Origin of the sequence: Nocardia caishijiensis NBRC 108228, from assembly GCF_001612825.1 — a bacterium.
In the GTDB taxonomy this organism is placed as follows: domain Bacteria; phylum Actinomycetota; class Actinomycetes; order Mycobacteriales; family Mycobacteriaceae; genus Nocardia; species Nocardia caishijiensis.
Genome location: NZ_BDBE01000050.1, coordinates 72,856 through 89,956, shown reverse-complemented (window position 1 = coordinate 89,956; position 17,101 = coordinate 72,856). Strand labels below are relative to the sequence as shown.

At 68.2% G+C, this 17,101-nt stretch carries 14 protein-coding genes; 5 read left to right on the top strand and 9 right to left on the bottom strand.

Going from position 1 to position 17,101, the window contains the following annotated elements:
- Positions 1 to 71 precede the first annotated feature (71 nt).
- Positions 72 to 764, top strand: coding sequence for a hypothetical protein (locus tag NC7_RS26365; protein WP_174550271.1), 693 nt, complete (start codon positions 72 to 74; stop codon positions 762 to 764).
- Here the strand turns inward: NC7_RS26365 and NC7_RS26360 are convergent.
- The 5 genes from NC7_RS26360 to NC7_RS26345 form a co-directional block, all read right to left on the bottom strand.
- Positions 711 to 2,069 (bottom strand): DUF2252 domain-containing protein, encoded by a 1,359-nt coding sequence (locus NC7_RS26360; RefSeq protein WP_067988033.1) that lies wholly within the window; start codon positions 2,067 to 2,069, stop codon positions 711 to 713. The genes NC7_RS26365 and NC7_RS26360 overlap by 54 nt on opposite strands.
- A 236-nt stretch (positions 2,070 to 2,305) precedes the next feature.
- The gene (locus NC7_RS30600; protein WP_373861280.1) at positions 2,306 to 2,506 is read right to left on the bottom strand and encodes a hypothetical protein; all 201 of its coding nucleotides are present in this window, start codon (positions 2,504 to 2,506) and stop codon (positions 2,306 to 2,308) included.
- Between the two features lie 71 nt (positions 2,507 to 2,577).
- Positions 2,578 to 3,591, bottom strand: coding sequence for a ketol-acid reductoisomerase (gene ilvC / locus NC7_RS26355; RefSeq protein ID WP_067636871.1), 1,014 nt, complete (start codon positions 3,589 to 3,591; stop codon positions 2,578 to 2,580).
- Positions 3,592 to 3,714: 123 nt separating this feature from the next.
- Positions 3,715 to 4,218, bottom strand: a complete 504-nt coding sequence (gene ilvN / locus NC7_RS26350; protein ID WP_067493262.1) for an acetolactate synthase small subunit — start codon at positions 4,216 to 4,218, stop codon at positions 3,715 to 3,717.
- The gene (locus NC7_RS26345; protein WP_067988028.1) at positions 4,215 to 6,143 is read right to left on the bottom strand and encodes an acetolactate synthase large subunit; all 1,929 of its coding nucleotides are present in this window, start codon (positions 6,141 to 6,143) and stop codon (positions 4,215 to 4,217) included. Before NC7_RS26345 ends, ilvN begins: the two co-directional genes overlap by 4 nt.
- Before the next feature lie 304 nt (positions 6,144 to 6,447).
- Between NC7_RS26345 and NC7_RS26340 the strand changes: the two genes are divergently transcribed.
- Positions 6,448 to 7,248, top strand: a complete 801-nt coding sequence (locus tag NC7_RS26340; RefSeq protein ID WP_236573734.1) for a PH domain-containing protein — start codon at positions 6,448 to 6,450, stop codon at positions 7,246 to 7,248.
- A 430-nt stretch (positions 7,249 to 7,678) separates the two neighbouring features.
- Positions 7,679 to 9,520, top strand: coding sequence for a dihydroxy-acid dehydratase (gene ilvD, locus NC7_RS26335; protein WP_067988025.1), 1,842 nt, complete (start codon positions 7,679 to 7,681; stop codon positions 9,518 to 9,520).
- A 175-nt stretch (positions 9,521 to 9,695) separates the two neighbouring features.
- Here ilvD and NC7_RS26330 read toward each other — a convergent pair whose 3' ends face one another.
- Positions 9,696 to 11,312: a DHA2 family efflux MFS transporter permease subunit gene (locus NC7_RS26330; protein WP_067988022.1), complete on the bottom strand. Its 1,617-nt coding sequence runs from the start codon at positions 11,310 to 11,312 to the stop codon at positions 9,696 to 9,698.
- Positions 11,313 to 11,383: 71 nt separating this feature from the next.
- On the opposite strand from NC7_RS26330, the gene NC7_RS26325 reads away from it, so the two are divergent.
- Positions 11,384 to 11,917: a MarR family winged helix-turn-helix transcriptional regulator gene (locus tag NC7_RS26325; RefSeq protein WP_236573733.1), complete on the top strand. Its 534-nt coding sequence runs from the start codon at positions 11,384 to 11,386 to the stop codon at positions 11,915 to 11,917.
- A 77-nt stretch (positions 11,918 to 11,994) separates the two neighbouring features.
- Here the strand turns inward: NC7_RS26325 and NC7_RS26320 are convergent, their stop codons facing one another.
- Positions 11,995 to 12,837, bottom strand: a complete 843-nt coding sequence (locus tag NC7_RS26320) for a DoxX family protein (RefSeq protein ID WP_067988016.1) — start codon at positions 12,835 to 12,837, stop codon at positions 11,995 to 11,997.
- A 90-nt stretch (positions 12,838 to 12,927) separates the two neighbouring features.
- Between NC7_RS26320 and NC7_RS26315 the strand changes: the two genes are divergently transcribed.
- The gene (locus NC7_RS26315) at positions 12,928 to 14,049 is read left to right on the top strand and encodes a PQQ-dependent sugar dehydrogenase (RefSeq protein ID WP_067988013.1); all 1,122 of its coding nucleotides are present in this window, start codon (positions 12,928 to 12,930) and stop codon (positions 14,047 to 14,049) included.
- 77 nt (positions 14,050 to 14,126) lie between these two features.
- Here the strand turns inward: NC7_RS26315 and gatB are convergent, their stop codons facing one another.
- Entirely contained in the window at positions 14,127 to 15,650 is a 1,524-nt protein-coding gene (gatB, locus tag NC7_RS26310; protein WP_067988011.1) for an Asp-tRNA(Asn)/Glu-tRNA(Gln) amidotransferase subunit GatB, read from the bottom strand.
- A 44-nt stretch (positions 15,651 to 15,694) separates the two neighbouring features.
- Positions 15,695 to 17,074, bottom strand: coding sequence for an alpha/beta hydrolase family protein (locus NC7_RS26305; RefSeq protein WP_067988008.1), 1,380 nt, complete (start codon positions 17,072 to 17,074; stop codon positions 15,695 to 15,697).
- Positions 17,075 to 17,101 lie beyond the last annotated feature (27 nt).

Genomic DNA, 17,101 nt, shown 5'->3' with positions numbered 1-17,101 from the left:
GGCCTTATAGTTTAATCCTTATACTAATACTGAGCCGGGTTTGTTCAGCTCGGCGGTGAGGTCCGACAGACATGGGTATCAAGACAATTCAGCGCATCACCGGCGCCGCGGCCTGTGCGGGCGCCGGGTGCACGCTGATCGTGCTTCCGCTGTATTTCGTCCACCCGGGGCCGCCACCGGACGCCAATGTGCTCACCCGGTGCCTGCTCGGACTGATCGGCGCCACCTTGTTCGTGGTGTTCATGAGCGGGTTCGCCCACATCGTGCGCCAGCGCGATCCGGAACGCGCTTGGTTCGGGTCGTTGGCCGCTACCGCCGGGACAGCCTGGCTCACCGTCGCTCTCGTCTCGACCGGGCTCGAAGTGGGCGCGGTGATCGCGGCACCCGAGCCGATCGACCCGACGATCACCGTCAGCGGAACCTATGTGCTCTACGGGACCGTCTCGCGACTGCTCGAGGGATTGTTCCTGGTGGCCTTCGCGGTCGCCGCCACGCGACTGTTCCCCCGCTGGTGCGTCGCCGTCAGCGGGATACACGCGGCGGTGAACTTCGCGTTCGTGCCGTCGCTGTACTTCGGCAACACACCGGCCGAGTTCTACGCGGCCAACGGGTGGGGCACCACCGCGACCGTCGGTGGGCTCACCACGCTGTGGTTCTTCGCGATCGGCATCGCGCTGATCCGGTCGACGGATGCCGATCGGGAGGGATCGTCAGTACGGGTGGGCGGCGGCGGGCACCCGGCCGGAATCGATCGCGGCGAGTAGCACGTCACGGTCGGCGACGGTCTGGTCGGCGTAGGCGAGGGCGAACTCGGTCATCGCCCGGTCGAACTTGTCGCCGCCGCCCAGATAGGAGTTGATCGCCAGCCGGTCGCCGGAGCGGGCATGGGCGCGGGCGAGGACGCCACCGCACAGGCCCGCGTATCCGGCGAGCTCGTGGTGACTCAGGGCGCCGATGTCGACCGAGCCCTTCATGTCCTTGAGCTGCCGCCAGTAGAAGTCGTTGCCCGCCGGTCCCGTCGCCCAGCCGAGGAAGATATCGCTGGCCGCCTGCATCAGGCGCTGTCCCGCCACCACGCGGTGGCCCTGATGGTGATACTTGCTCGGCTTGGTGTGCGCCGCGAGAACGGATGCTTCCGCCTGCTTGACCTGCAGAAACAGTGGAGCACCCGATTCGGAGTCCATGAACAGCACGATGAAGCAGCGGGTGCCGACGCTGCCGACGCCAACCACCTTCATCGCCATGTCGACCACGGTGTAGCGGTCGAGCAGGACGCGCAGTTCGTCGGGCAAGCTACGGCGGTAGTCGTGCAGCACCGCGGTGATGTCCTTCTCCATCAGGGACTCGATCGGGACCAGCAGCGGGGGCTGATTCTTGATCCGGGGAACACCGTCGGCGTCGGGTTCGGTGAGTTTCTCCAGCGCGTCGAGGCTGGTCCGGGTGCGGGCCGATTTGATCGTCTTCTCCGCGAGCTTGCGCCGCTTCTCCTTCGGGATGGTCGCCGTCACCCCGTCGGCGTCGACCCGCTCGTACCAGATGGCCAGCGAATCCAGGTCGGCCATCGCGGCCATCGCCTCCCGGTACCCCCGCGCGGCGGCTTCGGCGGCCCGCCCCGCCTGCGTGTCGGAACAACCGTTGTCACGGGCGGCGACGGCAACGCTGGCGGCCAGCCGTTTCACGTCCCACTCGAACGGGCCGGGCAGGGTTTCGTCGAAGTCGTTGACGTCGAAGACGAGGTTGCGTTCCGGTGAGGCGTACAGCCCGAAATTCGACAGATGCGCGTCACCGCAGAGCTGCACGGTCAGCCCGGTGTCGGGCCCACTCGCCAGATCCGCCGCCATGATCGCGGGCGCCCCGCGCAGAAAGGTGAACGGCGAGATGGCCATTCGCGCGTACCGGATCGGCAGCAACTCCGGCACCCGCGTCTGACCCTGCCGCTCGAGAATCGTCACCGGATCCTCCCGCCCCGCCACCGCTCGCCACTGCCCCAACTCCGACCGCGCCACCATCTTCCGCGCAGCACGCCCCAAGTCCACCGCATCACGATCGAAATCCTCGACGGTTGTCATCGGGCAAGTCTCCCGCTACTCCGAACGAACAGCAAGAACCAGACCATCGACGCGGCCGATCACCCCACCGCAAACTCCATGCAAACCGAAAGGGCCCGTCCATGATTCACGGACGGGCCCCTCGCGAAAACGAAATTCGCGGTTTCGGTGATGGGGCGGTCGACCCAGCTCATCAGGATGCAGCCCCAGCTTGTCTATATCGGCTCTCGCGCGCCGCAGCGCTGATTCGAGTGCGTTCACGCGAATCGCGCGGTCGGCTGGCCGACCGCGTCAGCGGTTCCAGATCGGGATAAGAGCCAGGAAGCGACCTTGGCGTCGATATCGGCCGCAGACGCCTTCGGATACATGCGACGCATTCGGGTGCGGTACATCTGCACGCCGAATTCAGACATCTCCAAGTCAAGTCTGAGCCGCTGAGCTGGCGTTTCTTCTGTCACCCCCCAGATTACGTCAGAAACGCGGAAGAGCCCGTCCGCGTGTGAGGCGGACGGGCTCTTCGGCGCGGAACTTACGCGGTTTCGGTGATGGGGCGGTCGACCCAGCTCATCAGGCCGCGCAGCTTGGCGCCGGTGACCTCGATGGGGTGCTCGGCGTTGGCCTTGCGCAGGCCCTCGAGCTCGGTGTTGCCGTTCTCGACGTTGGCGACCAGGCGCTTGACGAAGGTGCCGTCCTGGATGTCGGACAGGATCGCCTTCATGCGCTCCTTGGTACCGGCGTCGATGACGCGCGGGCCCGACAGGTAGCCACCGAACTCGGCGGTGTCGGAGACCGAGTAGTTCATGCGCGCGATGCCACCCTCGTACATGAGGTCGACGATCAGCTTGAGCTCGTGCAGGACCTCGAAGTAGGCCATCTCGGGGGCGTAGCCCGCCTCGACCATGACCTCGAAACCGGTCTTGACCAGTTCCTCGGTGCCACCGCAGAGCACGGCCTGCTCACCGAACAGGTCGGTCTCGGTCTCTTCCTTGAAGGTGGTCTTGATGACGCCCGCGCGGGTGCCGCCGATGCCCTTGGCGTAGGACAGCGCCAGGGCCTGGCCCTCACCCTTCGGGTCCTGGTCGACGGCGATCAGGGCCGGAACACCCTTGCCGTCGGCGAACTGACGACGCACCAGGTGGCCGGGGCCCTTCGGGGCGACCATGGCGACGGTGACGTCGGCCGGGGGCTTGATCAGACCGAAGTGGATGTTGAGGCCGTGGCCGAAGAACAGCGCGTCGCCGTCCTTCAGGTTGGGCTCGATGTCGTTGGTGAAGATCGACGCCTGCGCGGTGTCGGGCGCCAGGACCATGATCACGTCGGCCCACGCGGAAACCTCGGCGGGGGTGCCGACGGTGAGCCCGGCCTCTTCGGCCTTCGGGCGCGACTTCGAACCCTCGGCCAGGCCGACGCGCACGTCGACACCGGAGTCGCGCAGGCTCAGCGAGTGCGCGTGACCCTGGCTGCCGTAGCCGATCACGGCGACCTTGCGGCCCTGGATGATCGACAGGTCAGCGTCGTCGTCGTAGAACATCTCGACTGCCACTTGATTGGTCCCTTCTGGAGAATTCGTTGAGAAGAAGTTATCGGGGAGGTCGCTGCCCGCTGGTCAGCGGGTGGCGGTGATCGACGGATCGTCCCCGCTCGCGGGGAACCACCCTGGTGTATATCAGCGTGTCGCGGTGATGGACTTAGGTCCGCGGCCCACCGCCACGACACCGGACTGCACGATCTCGCGGATCCCGTACGGCTCGACCATGCGCAGCAGCGCGTCGAGCTTGGAACGGGTGCCGGTGGCCTCGATGGTGAGCGCGTCGGGCGACACGTCGATCACCTTGGCGCGGAACAACTGCACGGCCTCGATCACCTGCGTGCGCACCGAGGCGTCGGCGCGCACCTTCACCAGGATCAGTTCGCGGGCCACCGAGGCGTCGGCGTCCTGCTCCACGATCTTGATGACGTTGACCAGCTTGTTGAGCTGCTTGGTGACCTGCTCGAGCGGCAGATCGTCGACGGTGACGACGATCGTCATGCGCGAGATCTCGGGAATCTCGGTGCCACCGACGGCAAGAGACTCGATGTTGAAGCCGCGGCGCGAGAACAGGCTCGCGACACGCGCCAGCACGCCCGGCTTGTCCTCGACGAGAACGCTCAGCGTGTGGGTGGTACTCATGCCTGGTTGCCCTTCTCGAATGCGCCCTGCTCGCGTTCCATCGCCTCGTGGATGACGGCGGGTTCGGAGACCTGGTCGTCGTCGTCGAAGAGCGGGCGGATGCCTCGGGCGAACATGATCTCGTCGTTGCTGGTGCCCGCGGCGACCATCGGCCACACCTGGGCGTCCTTGCCGACGATGAAGTCGATCACGACCGGACGGTCGGTGATGGCCTGGGCCTGGCGGATGGCGTCCTCGACCTCGTCTTCCTTCTCCACGCGGATGCCGACGCAACCCAGCGCCTCGGCCAGCTTGACGAAGTCGGGAATGCGCAGGGTGTGGGTGCCGAGATCGGTGTTGGAGTAGCGCTGTTCGTAGAACAGCGTCTGCCACTGGCGGACCATGCCGAGGTTGCCGTTGTTGATGAGCGCGACCTTGATCGGCACACCCTCCACCGCGCAGGTTGCCAGTTCCTGGTTGGTCATCTGGAAGCAGCCGTCACCGTCGACCGCCCAGACTTCCTTCTCCGGAGCACCCATCTTGGCGCCCATGGCGGCGGGCACCGCGTAACCCATGGTGCCCAGGCCACCGGAGTTGAGCCAGGTGCGCGGCTTCTCGTACTTGACGAACTGCGCGGCCCACATCTGGTGCTGGCCGACACCGGCGCAGTACACCGCGTCGGGCCCGGCCAGGCGACCGAGGGTCTCGATGACGAACTCCGGCGAGAGCGAACCGTCGCTCGGGGTCTTCCAGCCCAGCGGGTAGTTGTCGCGGATCTCGCTGAGGTAGGCCCACCATTCGGTGAGGTTCAGCAGCGGCGCCGCACCGGTCTGCGGGTCGGCCTTGAGGGTCTCGATGAGCTCGACGATGACCTCGCGCGCGTCGCCGACGATCGGGACGTCGGCGTGGCGGTTCTTGCCGATCTCGGCGGGGTCGATGTCGGCGTGGATGACCTTCGCGTCGGGCGCGAAGGAGTCCAGTTGACCGGTGACGCGGTCGTCGAAGCGGGCGCCGAGGGTGATCAGCAGGTCCGACTTCTGCAGCGCGGCCACGGCACCGACGGTGCCGTGCATGCCGGGCATGCCCATGTTGAGGGTGTGGCTGTCGGGGAACGCGCCACGCGCCATCAGGGTGGTGACCACCGGGATACCGGTGAGTTCGGCCAGCTCGAGCAGTTCGGCCGAGGCGTCGGACTTGATGACACCGCCGCCCACGTAGAGCACGGGCTGCTTGGCTTCCAGGATCATCCTGGCCGCTTCGCGCACCTGCTTGCCGTGCGGCTTGGTGACCGGACGGTAGCCGGGCAGACGCATCTCCGGCGGCCACGAGAACGTGGTCTGGGCCTGCAGGGCGTCCTTGGTGATGTCGACCAGGACCGCGCCCGGACGGCCCGAGGCGGCGAGGTAGAACGCCTCGGCCAGGATGCGCGGGATGTCGATCGGGTCCTTCACCAGGAAGTTGTGCTTGGTGATCGGCATGGTGATGCCGGAGATGTCGGCTTCCTGGAAGGCGTCGGTGCCGACCAGGCTCGACGGCACCTGACCGGTGATCGCCACGATCGGGACCGAGTCCATCTGGGCGTCGGCCAGCGGGGTCACCAGGTTGGTCGCGCCGGGGCCGGATGTGGCCATACACACACCGACCTTGCCGGAGGCCTGCGCGTAACCGGTCGCCGCGTGACCGGCGCCCTGCTCGTGGCGCACCAGCACGTGGCGGACCTTCTCGGAGTCGAACAGCGGATCGTAGACGGGAAGGACCGCGCCGCCGGGAATGCCGAATACGGTGTCGACCTCGAGCTCCTCGAGGGACCGGACGACCGACTGCGCGCCGGTGACGCGCTCGGGCGCGACCTGGCGGCGGGCGGGCGTGGTCGCCGGGTCACCGGCTCCCGTTGAAGGCGCTGACCTGCGGGCCGATGGCCCGGGTCGTGCGGTAGGTGCACTCACCGTCTTCGTTCCTAACTGTGTTGTTCTGACTCCGGACTGGCGCGGAATTCGCCGGAACACAAAAAAGCCCCCGATCAGCGCATGGCTGTTCGAGGGTGGCGCGTCGCAACGCGAGCTGACGTATTCGACTCAGGCAGTCAGGCTCAACGCTGGACGCGCCGGCCGAGTACGAGCTCGCTTCGATTCACGGCTACGACGTTATGCGTGTGCGAACCGATGAGTCAAACAGGCTACCTTTCGTGTCCCATTATGTGGGACGCGAGTGGTTGCGTGGGTCCGTATACCGAGATGCGAGGATGGTGGGGTGTCATCACCGCATCAGTCCGTGCCACCGGCTAAATCGTCCCACACCGCCGACGAGACGACCGCGACGGGTCGGCCCGCGCGGCCCGGTGGCCTGCGCGCCGCCGGTCCCGGCAGGCTCGCGGCCATCGCCGCGGTGATACTGGCGTACCTGATCTTCGTCGTCGTCGGCACCGTGCAGGACTGGTCGCTCGGGCTGCGGATCGGGCTGGTCGTGCCGACCGCCGTGGTCGTCTGGTTGCTGATCCCGCGCAAGGCGAGCGCCCCGACACCCGGTGTGCACGTGATCGGCGTACCCCGGCTGGCCTACATCGGTGTGCTTGTCCTGGCCTTCTGCGTGTTCTTCGCGTTCGTCGGGTGGCCGATCGCGCTGTGGTGGCTGCTGCTGGCGCCGGTGATCGCCGTGTGGTGGGTGACACGCACGCACACAACGGTTTCCGACACGGGGCTCGACCTTTCGACGATGGTCTCGGCGAAGCACCTCGACTGGGCACAGGTCAAGGGCATCAGCATTCCCAAGCGTGGCTACATCCGGGCCCGCCTCGCCGACGACTCCGAGGTCGCGCTGCCCGCGGTGGGCTACGACCGGTTGCGTGAGCTGATCGAGGCGTCCGACGGTCGGCTGCCCGATGTGTTCGCCGCCGCCGAAGCGGCCGAGGCCGAGCGTCAAGCGGCCGAGCGGGCACAAGCCGAAGCCTCGGCCGACAACGACAACGACAACGACACCGATGCCGATGCCGATGCCGATGCCGATGCCGAGAATCGGACGGACGAGGCCGAGGAGCCTGGCACCACGCGGTGACCCCGGCGCCGAGGCAGCCGGGCACGAGGACCGGCGCCGAAGTAGCCCGGCACGAAGCCATGGCCGAGGCGCGTCGAGGGCTGAACACCGGCGCGACATCGGCAATCGGGGCGCGAGGCGAGCATTGCACCGCAGGATGTCGACGCACTGTGGGAATCCACACGATGCCGTGCGACGTTGCACCGCCTAAGCTGACGACACCGGGCACCCTCGCGTCGACGGCACCACCGCGGCGACACCCTCCGGAGCGACACTCCCGCCTCGAGCCCGGTCCACCATCCCTGCACCGACGACCGGCGCGACGCGACCACCGCCCGCCGGAGTAACGTGCAGGGTTGCCGGACGCACCGCGCCCGCGCTCTGTGCCGCGCAGGTCAGCCCCCTGCGCGGCCGCCGCGAGCGCACCCAGCGACATTTGACGAGGACTCCCATGCCACCGCTTCGTTCACGCACAACCACCATCGGCCGCAGTGCCGCGGGCGCCCGTTCGCTCTGGCGCGCCACCGGCATGACCGACTCCGATTTCGGCAAGCCGATCATCGCGATCGCGAACTCCTACACCCAGTTCGTGCCCGGCCACGTACACCTGAAGAACATGGGCGACATCGTCGCCGAGGCGGTCCGCGCCGCCGGTGGTGTGCCGCGCGAATTCCACACCATCGCCGTCGACGACGGTATCGCCATGGGTCACGGCGGCATGCTCTACTCGCTGCCCTCGCGCGAGATCATCGCCGACTCGGTCGAGTACATGGCCAACGCGCACACCGCCGACGCGCTGGTGTGTATCTCCAACTGCGACAAGATCACTCCCGGCATGCTCAATGCCGCGATGCGCCTCAACATCCCCGCCGTGTTCGTCTCCGGTGGGCCGATGGAGGCCGGTAAGGCCGTGGTCGTCGACGGTGTGGCGCACGCGCCGCTCGACCTGGTGAGCGCGATCTCGGCGAGCGCGAGCCAGGCGGTGTCCGACGAAGGACTCGACGAGGTCGAGCGCTCCGCCTGCCCGACCTGCGGTTCCTGTTCGGGCATGTTCACCGCGAACTCGATGAACTGCCTCACCGAAGCGCTCGGACTCGCGCTGCCCGGCAACGGTTCCACCCTCGCCACCCACGCCGCCCGGCGCGCGCTGTTCGAGCGCGCCGGCACCGTCATCGTCGACATCGCCAAGCGCTGGTACCAGGACGAGGACGCCTCGGTGCTGCCTCGAAACGTCGCCAACGCCAAGGCCTTCCGCAACGCGATGGCCCTGGACGTGGCCATGGGCGGGTCGACCAACACCGTGCTGCACACCCTGGCCGCCGCCCAGGAGGGCGAGATCGACTTCGATCTGCAGACCATCGACGAGATCAGCCGCCGCGTGCCGTGCCTGTCGAAGGTGTCACCGAATTCCGATTACCACATGGAAGACGTGCACCGCGCCGGTGGCATCCCGGCCATCCTCGGTGAGCTGCGGCGTGGCGGGCTGCTCGAGATGGACGTGACCACCGTCCACACCGCGAGCTACGAAGAGTTCCTCGACACCTGGGACATCCGCTCCGGCAAGGCCTCCGAGGAAGCCGTCGAACTGTTCCATGCCGCCCCGGGCGGAGTGCGCACGGTGGAGCCGTTCTCCACGAGCAACCGCTGGTCCTCGCTCGACACCGACGCCGCCGGTGGCTGCATCCGCGACATCGAGCACGCCTACACCGTCGAAGGCGGGCTGTGTGTGCTGCGCGGCAACATCGCCCCCGACGGCGCGATACTCAAGACCGCGGGCATCGACGAGGAACTGTTCACCTTCGAGGGCCCGGCCGTGGTGGTCGAGTCGCAGGAGGAGGCGGTGTCGATGATCCTCGGCAAGAAGATCCAGCCCGGCGACGTGGTCGTCGTCCGTTACGAGGGCCCCGCGGGCGGTCCGGGTATGCAGGAGATGCTGCACCCCACCTCGTTCCTCAAGGGCCTGGGCCTGGGCAAGGTGTGCGCGCTGATCACCGATGGTCGTTTCTCCGGCGGCACCTCGGGCCTGTCGATCGGTCACGTCTCCCCCGAAGCCGCCTCGGGCGGTGTCATCGGCCTGATCGAGAACGGTGACCGCATCCGCATCGACGTGCACACCCGCGCCCTCGAGGTGCTGGTCTCCGACGAGGTGCTCGCCGAACGCCGCGCGAAGATGGAGGCGTCCGAGCGCCCGTGGCAGCCGGTGAACCGTGACCGCCCGGTCACCACCGCACTGCGCGCGTACGCCGCGTTGGCCACCTCCGCCGACAAAGGCGCCGTCCGCCAGCTGCCCTAGCCGCCTACCCGAGAATTCCGGCCGGATTCACTATCGGTCATCGATGCGACCGGCGGCGAGCTCGTCTGTCGGCTCAGCCGGTGCCCCGGTGCGTCTTCTCGTGAAATCAGCGGTGCTGTTCTGCGGAAACAGCGAATCCCGCCGCCGGATAGTACGGCGGCGGGATTCGCTGGGATCACACGTGGGCGGGTAGCACTCTCGGCGTCGATTCGTCGTGGCGACCGGCGCGTGCCGGGATGAAGGCAGTCGCGATCAGACCGAGCAGAACGAAGCCTGCCGCGAGGTAGCCGCCGATATGCACCCCCGAGGTCATCGCGGCACGGCCCGCGTCGGCAACCTGGTGTGTATCCGGTTGGGCGGCGAAGCCTTCGATCGCCGCGCCCGCACTGCCGGTGACGGCGTGGGCGTACTGCTCGGCCTGGGCGGCGGGCATACCGGCGGTGGTGAGGTCGTCGTCGACCTGTGCAGTCAGGGTGGTGAAGAAGACCGTGGTCAGTAGGGCGATGCCGAGGGCGGAACCCAGCTGACGGAAGGCGCTCTGGATGCCGGAGGCCTGGCCGTTGTCGGCTTCGGGGATGTCGGCCAGCACCACATTGGTCACCTGGGCCGTCGCGAAGCCGACACCGACGCCGTAAAGGCACAGCACCAGCGCGATCGACCACCACGAACTGTCGGTGGCGGCGCAGAAACCGAGCGCGGCCAGCCCGACCACCTCTAGCCCGAGACCGAGCCGCACCAGGTTCAGCGGCGACGCCGACCCGGCCAGGCCGAAGCTGGCACCGCTGGCGATGAAGCTACCGATGGCGATCGGCACCAGGGCGAGACCGGCTTGCAGCGCGCTGTAGCCGAGGGTGAACTGCAACCACAGCGGCAGCACGGCGACGATGCCGAACTCGCCGAGACCGATGATGAGCGTGGCGATGTTGCCGTTGCGGAACGAGGCGAGCGAGAACAGACTCAGATCCATCAGTGCCTTGTCCGCGGCGCCGTCGCGGCGCAACAGCACCTGCCGGACGACGAACGCGCCGAGCGCCAGCACGCTCAGCACGAGGGCGACCAGCGCGGGCGAAGGCCCACTGCCCCAGGTGAATCCGCCGATGCTCAGCGGGTGCACGGTGGCGATCCACCCGTAGGTGCGGCCCTCGACGAGCCCGAACGCGAGCAGTCCGAGACCGAGCACCGACAGGATCGAGCCGAGCACATCGAGGCGGCCCGTCACCCGCGGCGACGGCGCGATGCACGCCAGCACCCCGATCACGATCAGCACGGCCAGCGGCACGTTGATGCCGAACGCCCAGCGCCACGAGGCGTGCTCGGCCAGCCAACCCCCGAGCAGCGGGCCGAGCGCGGCGGCCGCACCGATCGTCGAACCCCAGACCGCGAAGGCCTGGCCACGCGCCTTCCCGGTGAAGGTGGCATTGAGCAGCGCCAACGAGGTGGGCAGGATCATCGCCGCGCCCGCACCCTGCAGAAAGCGGGCGACGACGAGCAGTCCGCCGCCGGGGGCGAGCCCGGCGAGGATGCTCGTCGCGCCGAACACCACCACCCCGACGACGAACACCCGGCGCGCTCCGACGATGTCGGCGACCCGCCCGACCACCAGCAGCAGAGCCGCGAAGACGATCGCGTAGGACTCCTGAATCCATTGCGCCTCGGTGGAACCCGTCCGCAGATCTTCGATGATCGACGGGATGATCACGTTCACGATCGTGGTGTCGACCACGATCAGCGCCACGCCGAGGGCGATGGCGATCAAGCCGACCCATCGGCGGATGGACGACTCTCGACTCATCGCAACCTCCTATTTCCATGGTGGAATATTTCCATGGTCAAAGTAGATTGCGGGCAATAGGATGTCAACCGATGCGAAAGGAACCCATGACCCCGTCGGAGACGCACGGCCGGTACGAACGGATCCACGAGGGCATGCGGGCCTACGGCGCGAACTATCGTGAATTCACCCGCCGCTTCGCCGCCTGGCTCGGCCTGCACTCGACCGACGCCGAGGCTCTGATCGAGATCCTCAGTGCCGAGGAACGCGGCGCCACCCTGTCACCGGCGCGGCTCAGCGAGCGGATCTCGTTGTCCAACAGCGCGACCACCGCACTGCTGAACCGGCTCGAACAAGCCGGACACATCGTCCGCAGCCGTGAACACGACGACCGCCGCGTCATCACCCTGCGCAGCACACCCCGCGTCTACGACCTCGCCGACCAATTCTTCGGCCCGCTGGGAACGAAGGTCGAGGAATCGGTGATGGGGAAATACTCCCCCGAGGAACTGCGCCGGTTCGAGGCCTTCCTGGCCGATATCCACGCCACGATGACCGCCCACTTGGCCGAACCGCCGCCACCGTCCCCAAACGCGCACAGGGGAAACTCATCAGGGACCGGCTGACTCGCCCACGCCACACCCGCCGACCGCGTACCCAGCACTGAGTCTGGCTGGAATTCGCGGAGAGACGGGTCAGCGGATCAGAAGGGGCCGATGCCCTTCAGGGGATTGCCGCCGTGGAGGAACCAGTAGGTGGCGATGGCGGCGGCGATCGCGAGCAGGACGACCACGAACGAACCGTAGGCGGGGCGCGTGGCCCAGCCTCGGGTGCGGTCGAGCGACCAGCGACCCGGCCCGGTCAGGATGATCGCGAGGGCGGCACCGGCGAGGATGGTGTCGATTTCGACGCCGGACTTGGTCGCCGCGTTGTACTGGAAGCCCGGGATCATCCCCTGCTTCCACATCCAGGCGTTCGCGATGGTCGCGAGGACGGCGCCCGCCGCGAGCGGGGTGGCCAGGCCGAGAACGAGCAGCACACCGCCGCCGAGTTCACCGGCGATCACCAGGGCCGTCGACAGCGACGGGTGGTCCCAGCCGCCGTTCTCCATCATGGCCTTGGTTCCGTCGATGCCGGGGCCGTGGAACCAGCCGGTCAGCTTCTGCAGACCGTGGTAGATGAAGGTGTAGCCGACCACCAGGCGCAGCACGAACAAGCCGAGGTCGAGGGTGCCGCGGCGGGCCTCACGGTTGCGGCGCTGCAGGCGGACCGATTCCGCCGACGCGGCCGTCGCGGGCGGGATCGTGGCGTAGCCGTAGTCGTCGCGGTCGGCGCCCGCCTCGGCACTGCTCGCGGTGGGGACCTCGTCGCCGGGATCCAGGCCGAGATCCTCGTCGGTGCGCGGCACGTCCTTGGGGTCGGGCTTGCGCATCTGCGTGGTCGGCGAATCGAAGGGGCTGGTCACCGGCCGACCCGCCGCCGATGCGGCCTCTCCGGCCCGCGCCGTCCCGTCTTCGGGGGAAGTGTCGTTCGACTTGTCGGTCACGGTCTCACCTTAGGACGTGGGATCGCGGTGCGCCGCCCTTCGCCGCATCAGGCGTGTCAGGCCCGCTCGACTGCCGGTAACGTCTGCGGCATGAGTTCGGTATTCGCGGGCCGCGTGGCAGTCGGATTGGCGCTCGGCACGATTCTGGTTGCCGGGTGTGCCCGTTTCGACGAGTCGGCGTCGAGCCCGTTCACCGACGAGCCGTCGATCGGTGGTGCCAACGCGGAACCGAAACCGCCGCAGGACTCGCCCTCGCAGGCGCCGCGCCCGACGGGACCGTGTATCGACCCCGATCCCAATGTCATCGCCACCTGCCTCGACTCGGCCGCCGGGCTGGTCGCGATCGGCGACGGCGCACTGGTCGCCGAGCGGCGCACCGGTCGCGTCCTGTCGGTGACGGCGGTCGACGCGAGCACCCCGCAGCCGCCGCCGGAGGAGGTAGCCGTGCTGCCCGTCGACGGGTCGAGCGACGGCGGCATCTCCGACATCACCCTGTCGCCCACCTTCGCCGAGGACGGGCTGATGTACGCCTACATCACCACCGGCAGCGACAACCGGGTGGTCCGCCTGTCACGCAACGGCGCGCCGAAGGAGATCCTCACCGGAATTCCCAAGGGCGCCACCGGGAATCGCGGCGCGCTGGAATGGGTCACGCCGAATCAGCTGCTCGTGCTCACCGGCGATGCCGGAAACCCCGCCGCCGCGGCCGATCCCGGTTCGCTCGGCGGCAAACTGCTGCGCCTGGACTCGCCGTCGTCGGGGGCGAACACCCCGCAGGTGGTCGCCTCGGGCGTCGGCACCGCCGGTGACCTGTGCCGCGACGGCAAGGACGGCATGTGGGTCACCGACCGCACCGCCGCCGAGGACCGCCTACAGCACCTTGGCCCCGACGGCACGCTCACCGTGGCCTGGACCTGGCCGGACCGTCCCGGTGTCGGCGGGTGTGTGGCGACCGGCGACGGTGTGGCCGTCGCCCTCACCGAGGGCAAGGCCCTCGCGGCCGTCACCGCCGACCCGGCCACCTTCGCGGTCACCACGGCGCCCACGCTCATCGCCCAGGACAAGTACGGCAAACTGCTCGGCGCCACGGCCGGTTCCGACGGCAGCGTCTGGGTGAGCACCGCCAACAAGACCGACGGCGCCCCCGGCGAATTCGACGACCGCGTCGTGCGCATCCCACCGCCGCAGGGCGGCGCGGGCGGCCCGGACTAGCCGCCCGGATACCGGCTCGACGGCTCACTTCACATCCGCTGGTCGCCTACCGGAGTGAAGTGAGCGCCCGAGTCCGACTACTCGCTCGGCGAGGCGGGTTCGCAGGCTGCCAGGACCAGTTCGCGGACCTTGGCGGCGTCGGCCTGGCCGCGGGTGGCCTTCATGACGTCGCCGACGATCTTGCCCGCCGCCTGGACCTTGCCCGCGCGGATCTTGTCGGCGATGTCGGGGTTGGCGGCAAGGGCCTTGTCGACCTCGGCCTGCAAGGCGGTGTCGTCGCTGACCATGCCGAGGCCCTTGGCCTCCACGATCTCGGCGGGCTCGCCCTCGCCCGCCAGGACGAAGTCGACGACCTGCTTGGCGACCTTGTTGTTCACCGTCTTCGCCTCGACCAGCGCGATGACCGCCGCCACCTGGGCGGGGGTGATCGGCAGGTCCGCCAGGGCGACCTCGCGTTCCTTGGCCTTCTCGGTGAGATAGGCGACCCACCAGGAGCGGGCCTCGTTGGCGGGGGCACCGGCCTCGACGGTAGCGATGATGAGGTCGAGGGCACCCGCGTTCACCAGGTCGCGCATCACCTCGTCGGACAGGCCCCAGTCGGCCTGGATGCGGGCGCGCACCAGCCACGGGTACTCGGGAATCGTGGTGCGCAGTTCCTCGATCCACTCGGCGGCCGGGGCGACAGGCTCGAGGTCGGGCTCAGGGAAGTAGCGGTAGTCCTCGGCGGTCTCCTTGCGGCGGCCCGCCGACGTGGAGCCGTCGGCCTCGTTGAAGTGACGGGTCTCCTGCACGATCTCCCCGCCCGCCGTGAGCACGGCGGCCTGACGACGCATCTCGTAACGCACCGCGACCTCGACGCTCTTGAGCGAGTTCACGTTCTTGGTCTCGGTGCGGGTACCGAATTCTTGTGCGCCGACCGGCATCAGCGACACATTGGCGTCACAGCGCAGCGAACCCTGCTCCATCTTCACGTCGGAGACGTCGAGCGAACGCAGCACCTCGCGCAGCGCGGTGACGTAGGCGCGGGCCACCTCGGGCGCGCGTTCCCCGGCACCGGTGATCGGCTTGGTGACGATCTCGATCAGCGGGACACCGGCCCGGTTGAAGTCGAGCAGCGAGTGGCTGGCGCCGTGGATGCGGCCGGTGGCGCCGCCCACGTGCAGCGATTTGCCGGTGTCCTCCTCCATGTGGGCGCGCTCGATGTCGACGCGGAAGGTGCTGCCGTCGTCGAGCACCACGTCGAGGAAGCCATCGGTGGCGATCGGCTCGTCGTACTGGCTGATCTGGTAGTTCTTCGGCTGATCCGGGTAGAAGTAGTTCTTGCGCGCGAACCGGCCCCACGGGGTGATCGAACAGTTCAGCGCCAGGCCGATGCGGATGGCCGACTCGACGGCCTTCTCGTTCACGACCGGCAGCGAGCCGGGGAGCCCGAGGCACACCGGGCACACCTGGGTGTTGGGTTCGGCGCCGAACTCGGTGGGGCAACCGCAGAACATCTTGGTCGCCGTGGACAACTCGACGTGGACCTCCATGCCGAGCACCGGCTCGTACCGGGAGATGACATCGGCGTAATCCATCAACTCGACCGTGGGTGCGCTCATGCCTAGCAGTCTAGGTAAGCCGCTCACGGCGGCGGCCGGTGGTCCTAGCGCGGCGGGACTCGACGGGTGAGCCAGTCGGTGACGTAGGTGAGAACGGGCGGATCGATGGTGGTCTCGATGCTCGAGTATTCGCTGGGGTTGCCGGTTTCGGTGGGCTGCATCAGGTGGTTGAGGCCGGGGAAGGTGTGCACGGTCGGGTCCGGCGCGCCTGCGAGCGCGTCGCGCATGGGCCCCCCGCTCTGGGCCGGTGGAACCTGCAGGTCCTTACCACCGAAGAAGGCGAGCACCGGCACACGCAAGGCGCGCAGCGACGGTTGCGGGTCGAAGGTCATGAACGAGGTCATGTACGGGGTGTTGAACGAGTCGACCGCTTCCTTCGGCGCGCGCTCGCCCTGGGGTAGGGACTCGTTGTGCTGCTGGGAGTACATCTTGGCGCCCTCGATGTCACCGGCGCGCAGCATCGCGGTCCATTTCGTGAGGTAGTCGACCTGCTGGTCGATCTTGTCCTGTGGTGCGCCGGAGGCGGCCATGATGATCTTGTTCTGTTCGATGAGCACGTCGGCCCCTGGCACCGACGGACCGGCCATCAGGATCGCGAACGCGATATCGCTGCCGGGCCGGGCCGCGACCAGCGGCGCGAGGTAACCGCCCTCGCTGTGGCCGAACAGGCCGACCTTCGCGTCGTCGATCTCGGGCCGTTCGCGCAGGAAGGCGATACCCGTGGCGGCATCGGCGGCGAGGGTGTCGTAGGTGGCGTCGTCGAGCTTGCCGCCGGTACCGCCGACACCTCGGTCGTCGGTGCGCAGCACGGCGTAGCCCGCGCGGGTGAGGGTGTCGGCCAGCAGCAGGAAGGGGCGGTGTCCGAGCAGTTCCTCGTTGCGATCCTGTGGGCCGCTGCCGGTGATCATCAGCACCGCCGGGAACGGCCCGGTCCCTTCGGGTTCGGTCAGCGTGCCCGCGATCGTGATGTCGCCGCTGCGATAGGTGACGTCCTCGCTTCGGTACGGGAACGGTGGTTTCGGGTCCTGCGGACGGGCGACGTTCTCGATCTTGCCGCGCCGCAGCGTGAGTGGCGCCGACTGTCCCGACTGCGACCATTCGCCGGTGATCCGGTCCCCGTCGAGCTTGCCGTGGAACCGGGGATCACCCGGTGCGTCCGGCAGCGCGAACTCGATCCGATCCGGCTCGGTCACAACGTCTTTCAGCGGCGCCTCGCGTACTCCCTGGATGGGAATGTCGAGGGTGGCCGAGCCGTTGTCGGCGAAGCTCACCCCGATCGGGATCGGTTGACCGGGAATCTCGATGGCACCGTTCCAGCTGCCCCGCACGGTGGACTCGCCCGAATCCTCGGTGGACGCGGAACATCCCCCGAGCAGGAAGGCGAGGACCGCAAGAACCGAAACGACGACTCGACCGGTGCGCATGGCACCACGGTACCGACGCCCACCGAC

What these genes read in the sequence shown, in the direction of transcription:
- NC7_RS26365 (WP_174550271.1), top strand. Translation starts at nt 72, where the DNA reads ATGGGTATCAAGACAATTCAGCGCATCACCGGCGCCGCGGCCTGTGCG.
- NC7_RS26360 (WP_067988033.1), bottom strand. Translation starts at nt 2,069, where the DNA reads ATGACAACCGTCGAGGATTTCGATCGTGATGCGGTGGACTTGGGGCGT.
- ilvN (WP_067493262.1), bottom strand. Translation starts at nt 4,218, where the DNA reads ATGAGTACCACCCACACGCTGAGCGTTCTCGTCGAGGACAAGCCGGGC.
- ilvD (WP_067988025.1), top strand. Translation starts at nt 7,679, where the DNA reads ATGCCACCGCTTCGTTCACGCACAACCACCATCGGCCGCAGTGCCGCG.
- NC7_RS26330 (WP_067988022.1), bottom strand. Translation starts at nt 11,312, where the DNA reads ATGAGTCGAGAGTCGTCCATCCGCCGATGGGTCGGCTTGATCGCCATC.
- NC7_RS26325 (WP_236573733.1), top strand. Translation starts at nt 11,384, where the DNA reads ATGCGAAAGGAACCCATGACCCCGTCGGAGACGCACGGCCGGTACGAA.
- NC7_RS26315 (WP_067988013.1), top strand. Translation starts at nt 12,928, where the DNA reads ATGAGTTCGGTATTCGCGGGCCGCGTGGCAGTCGGATTGGCGCTCGGC.
- gatB (WP_067988011.1), bottom strand. Translation starts at nt 15,650, where the DNA reads ATGAGCGCACCCACGGTCGAGTTGATGGATTACGCCGATGTCATCTCC.
- NC7_RS26305 (WP_067988008.1), bottom strand. Translation starts at nt 17,074, where the DNA reads ATGCGCACCGGTCGAGTCGTCGTTTCGGTTCTTGCGGTCCTCGCCTTC.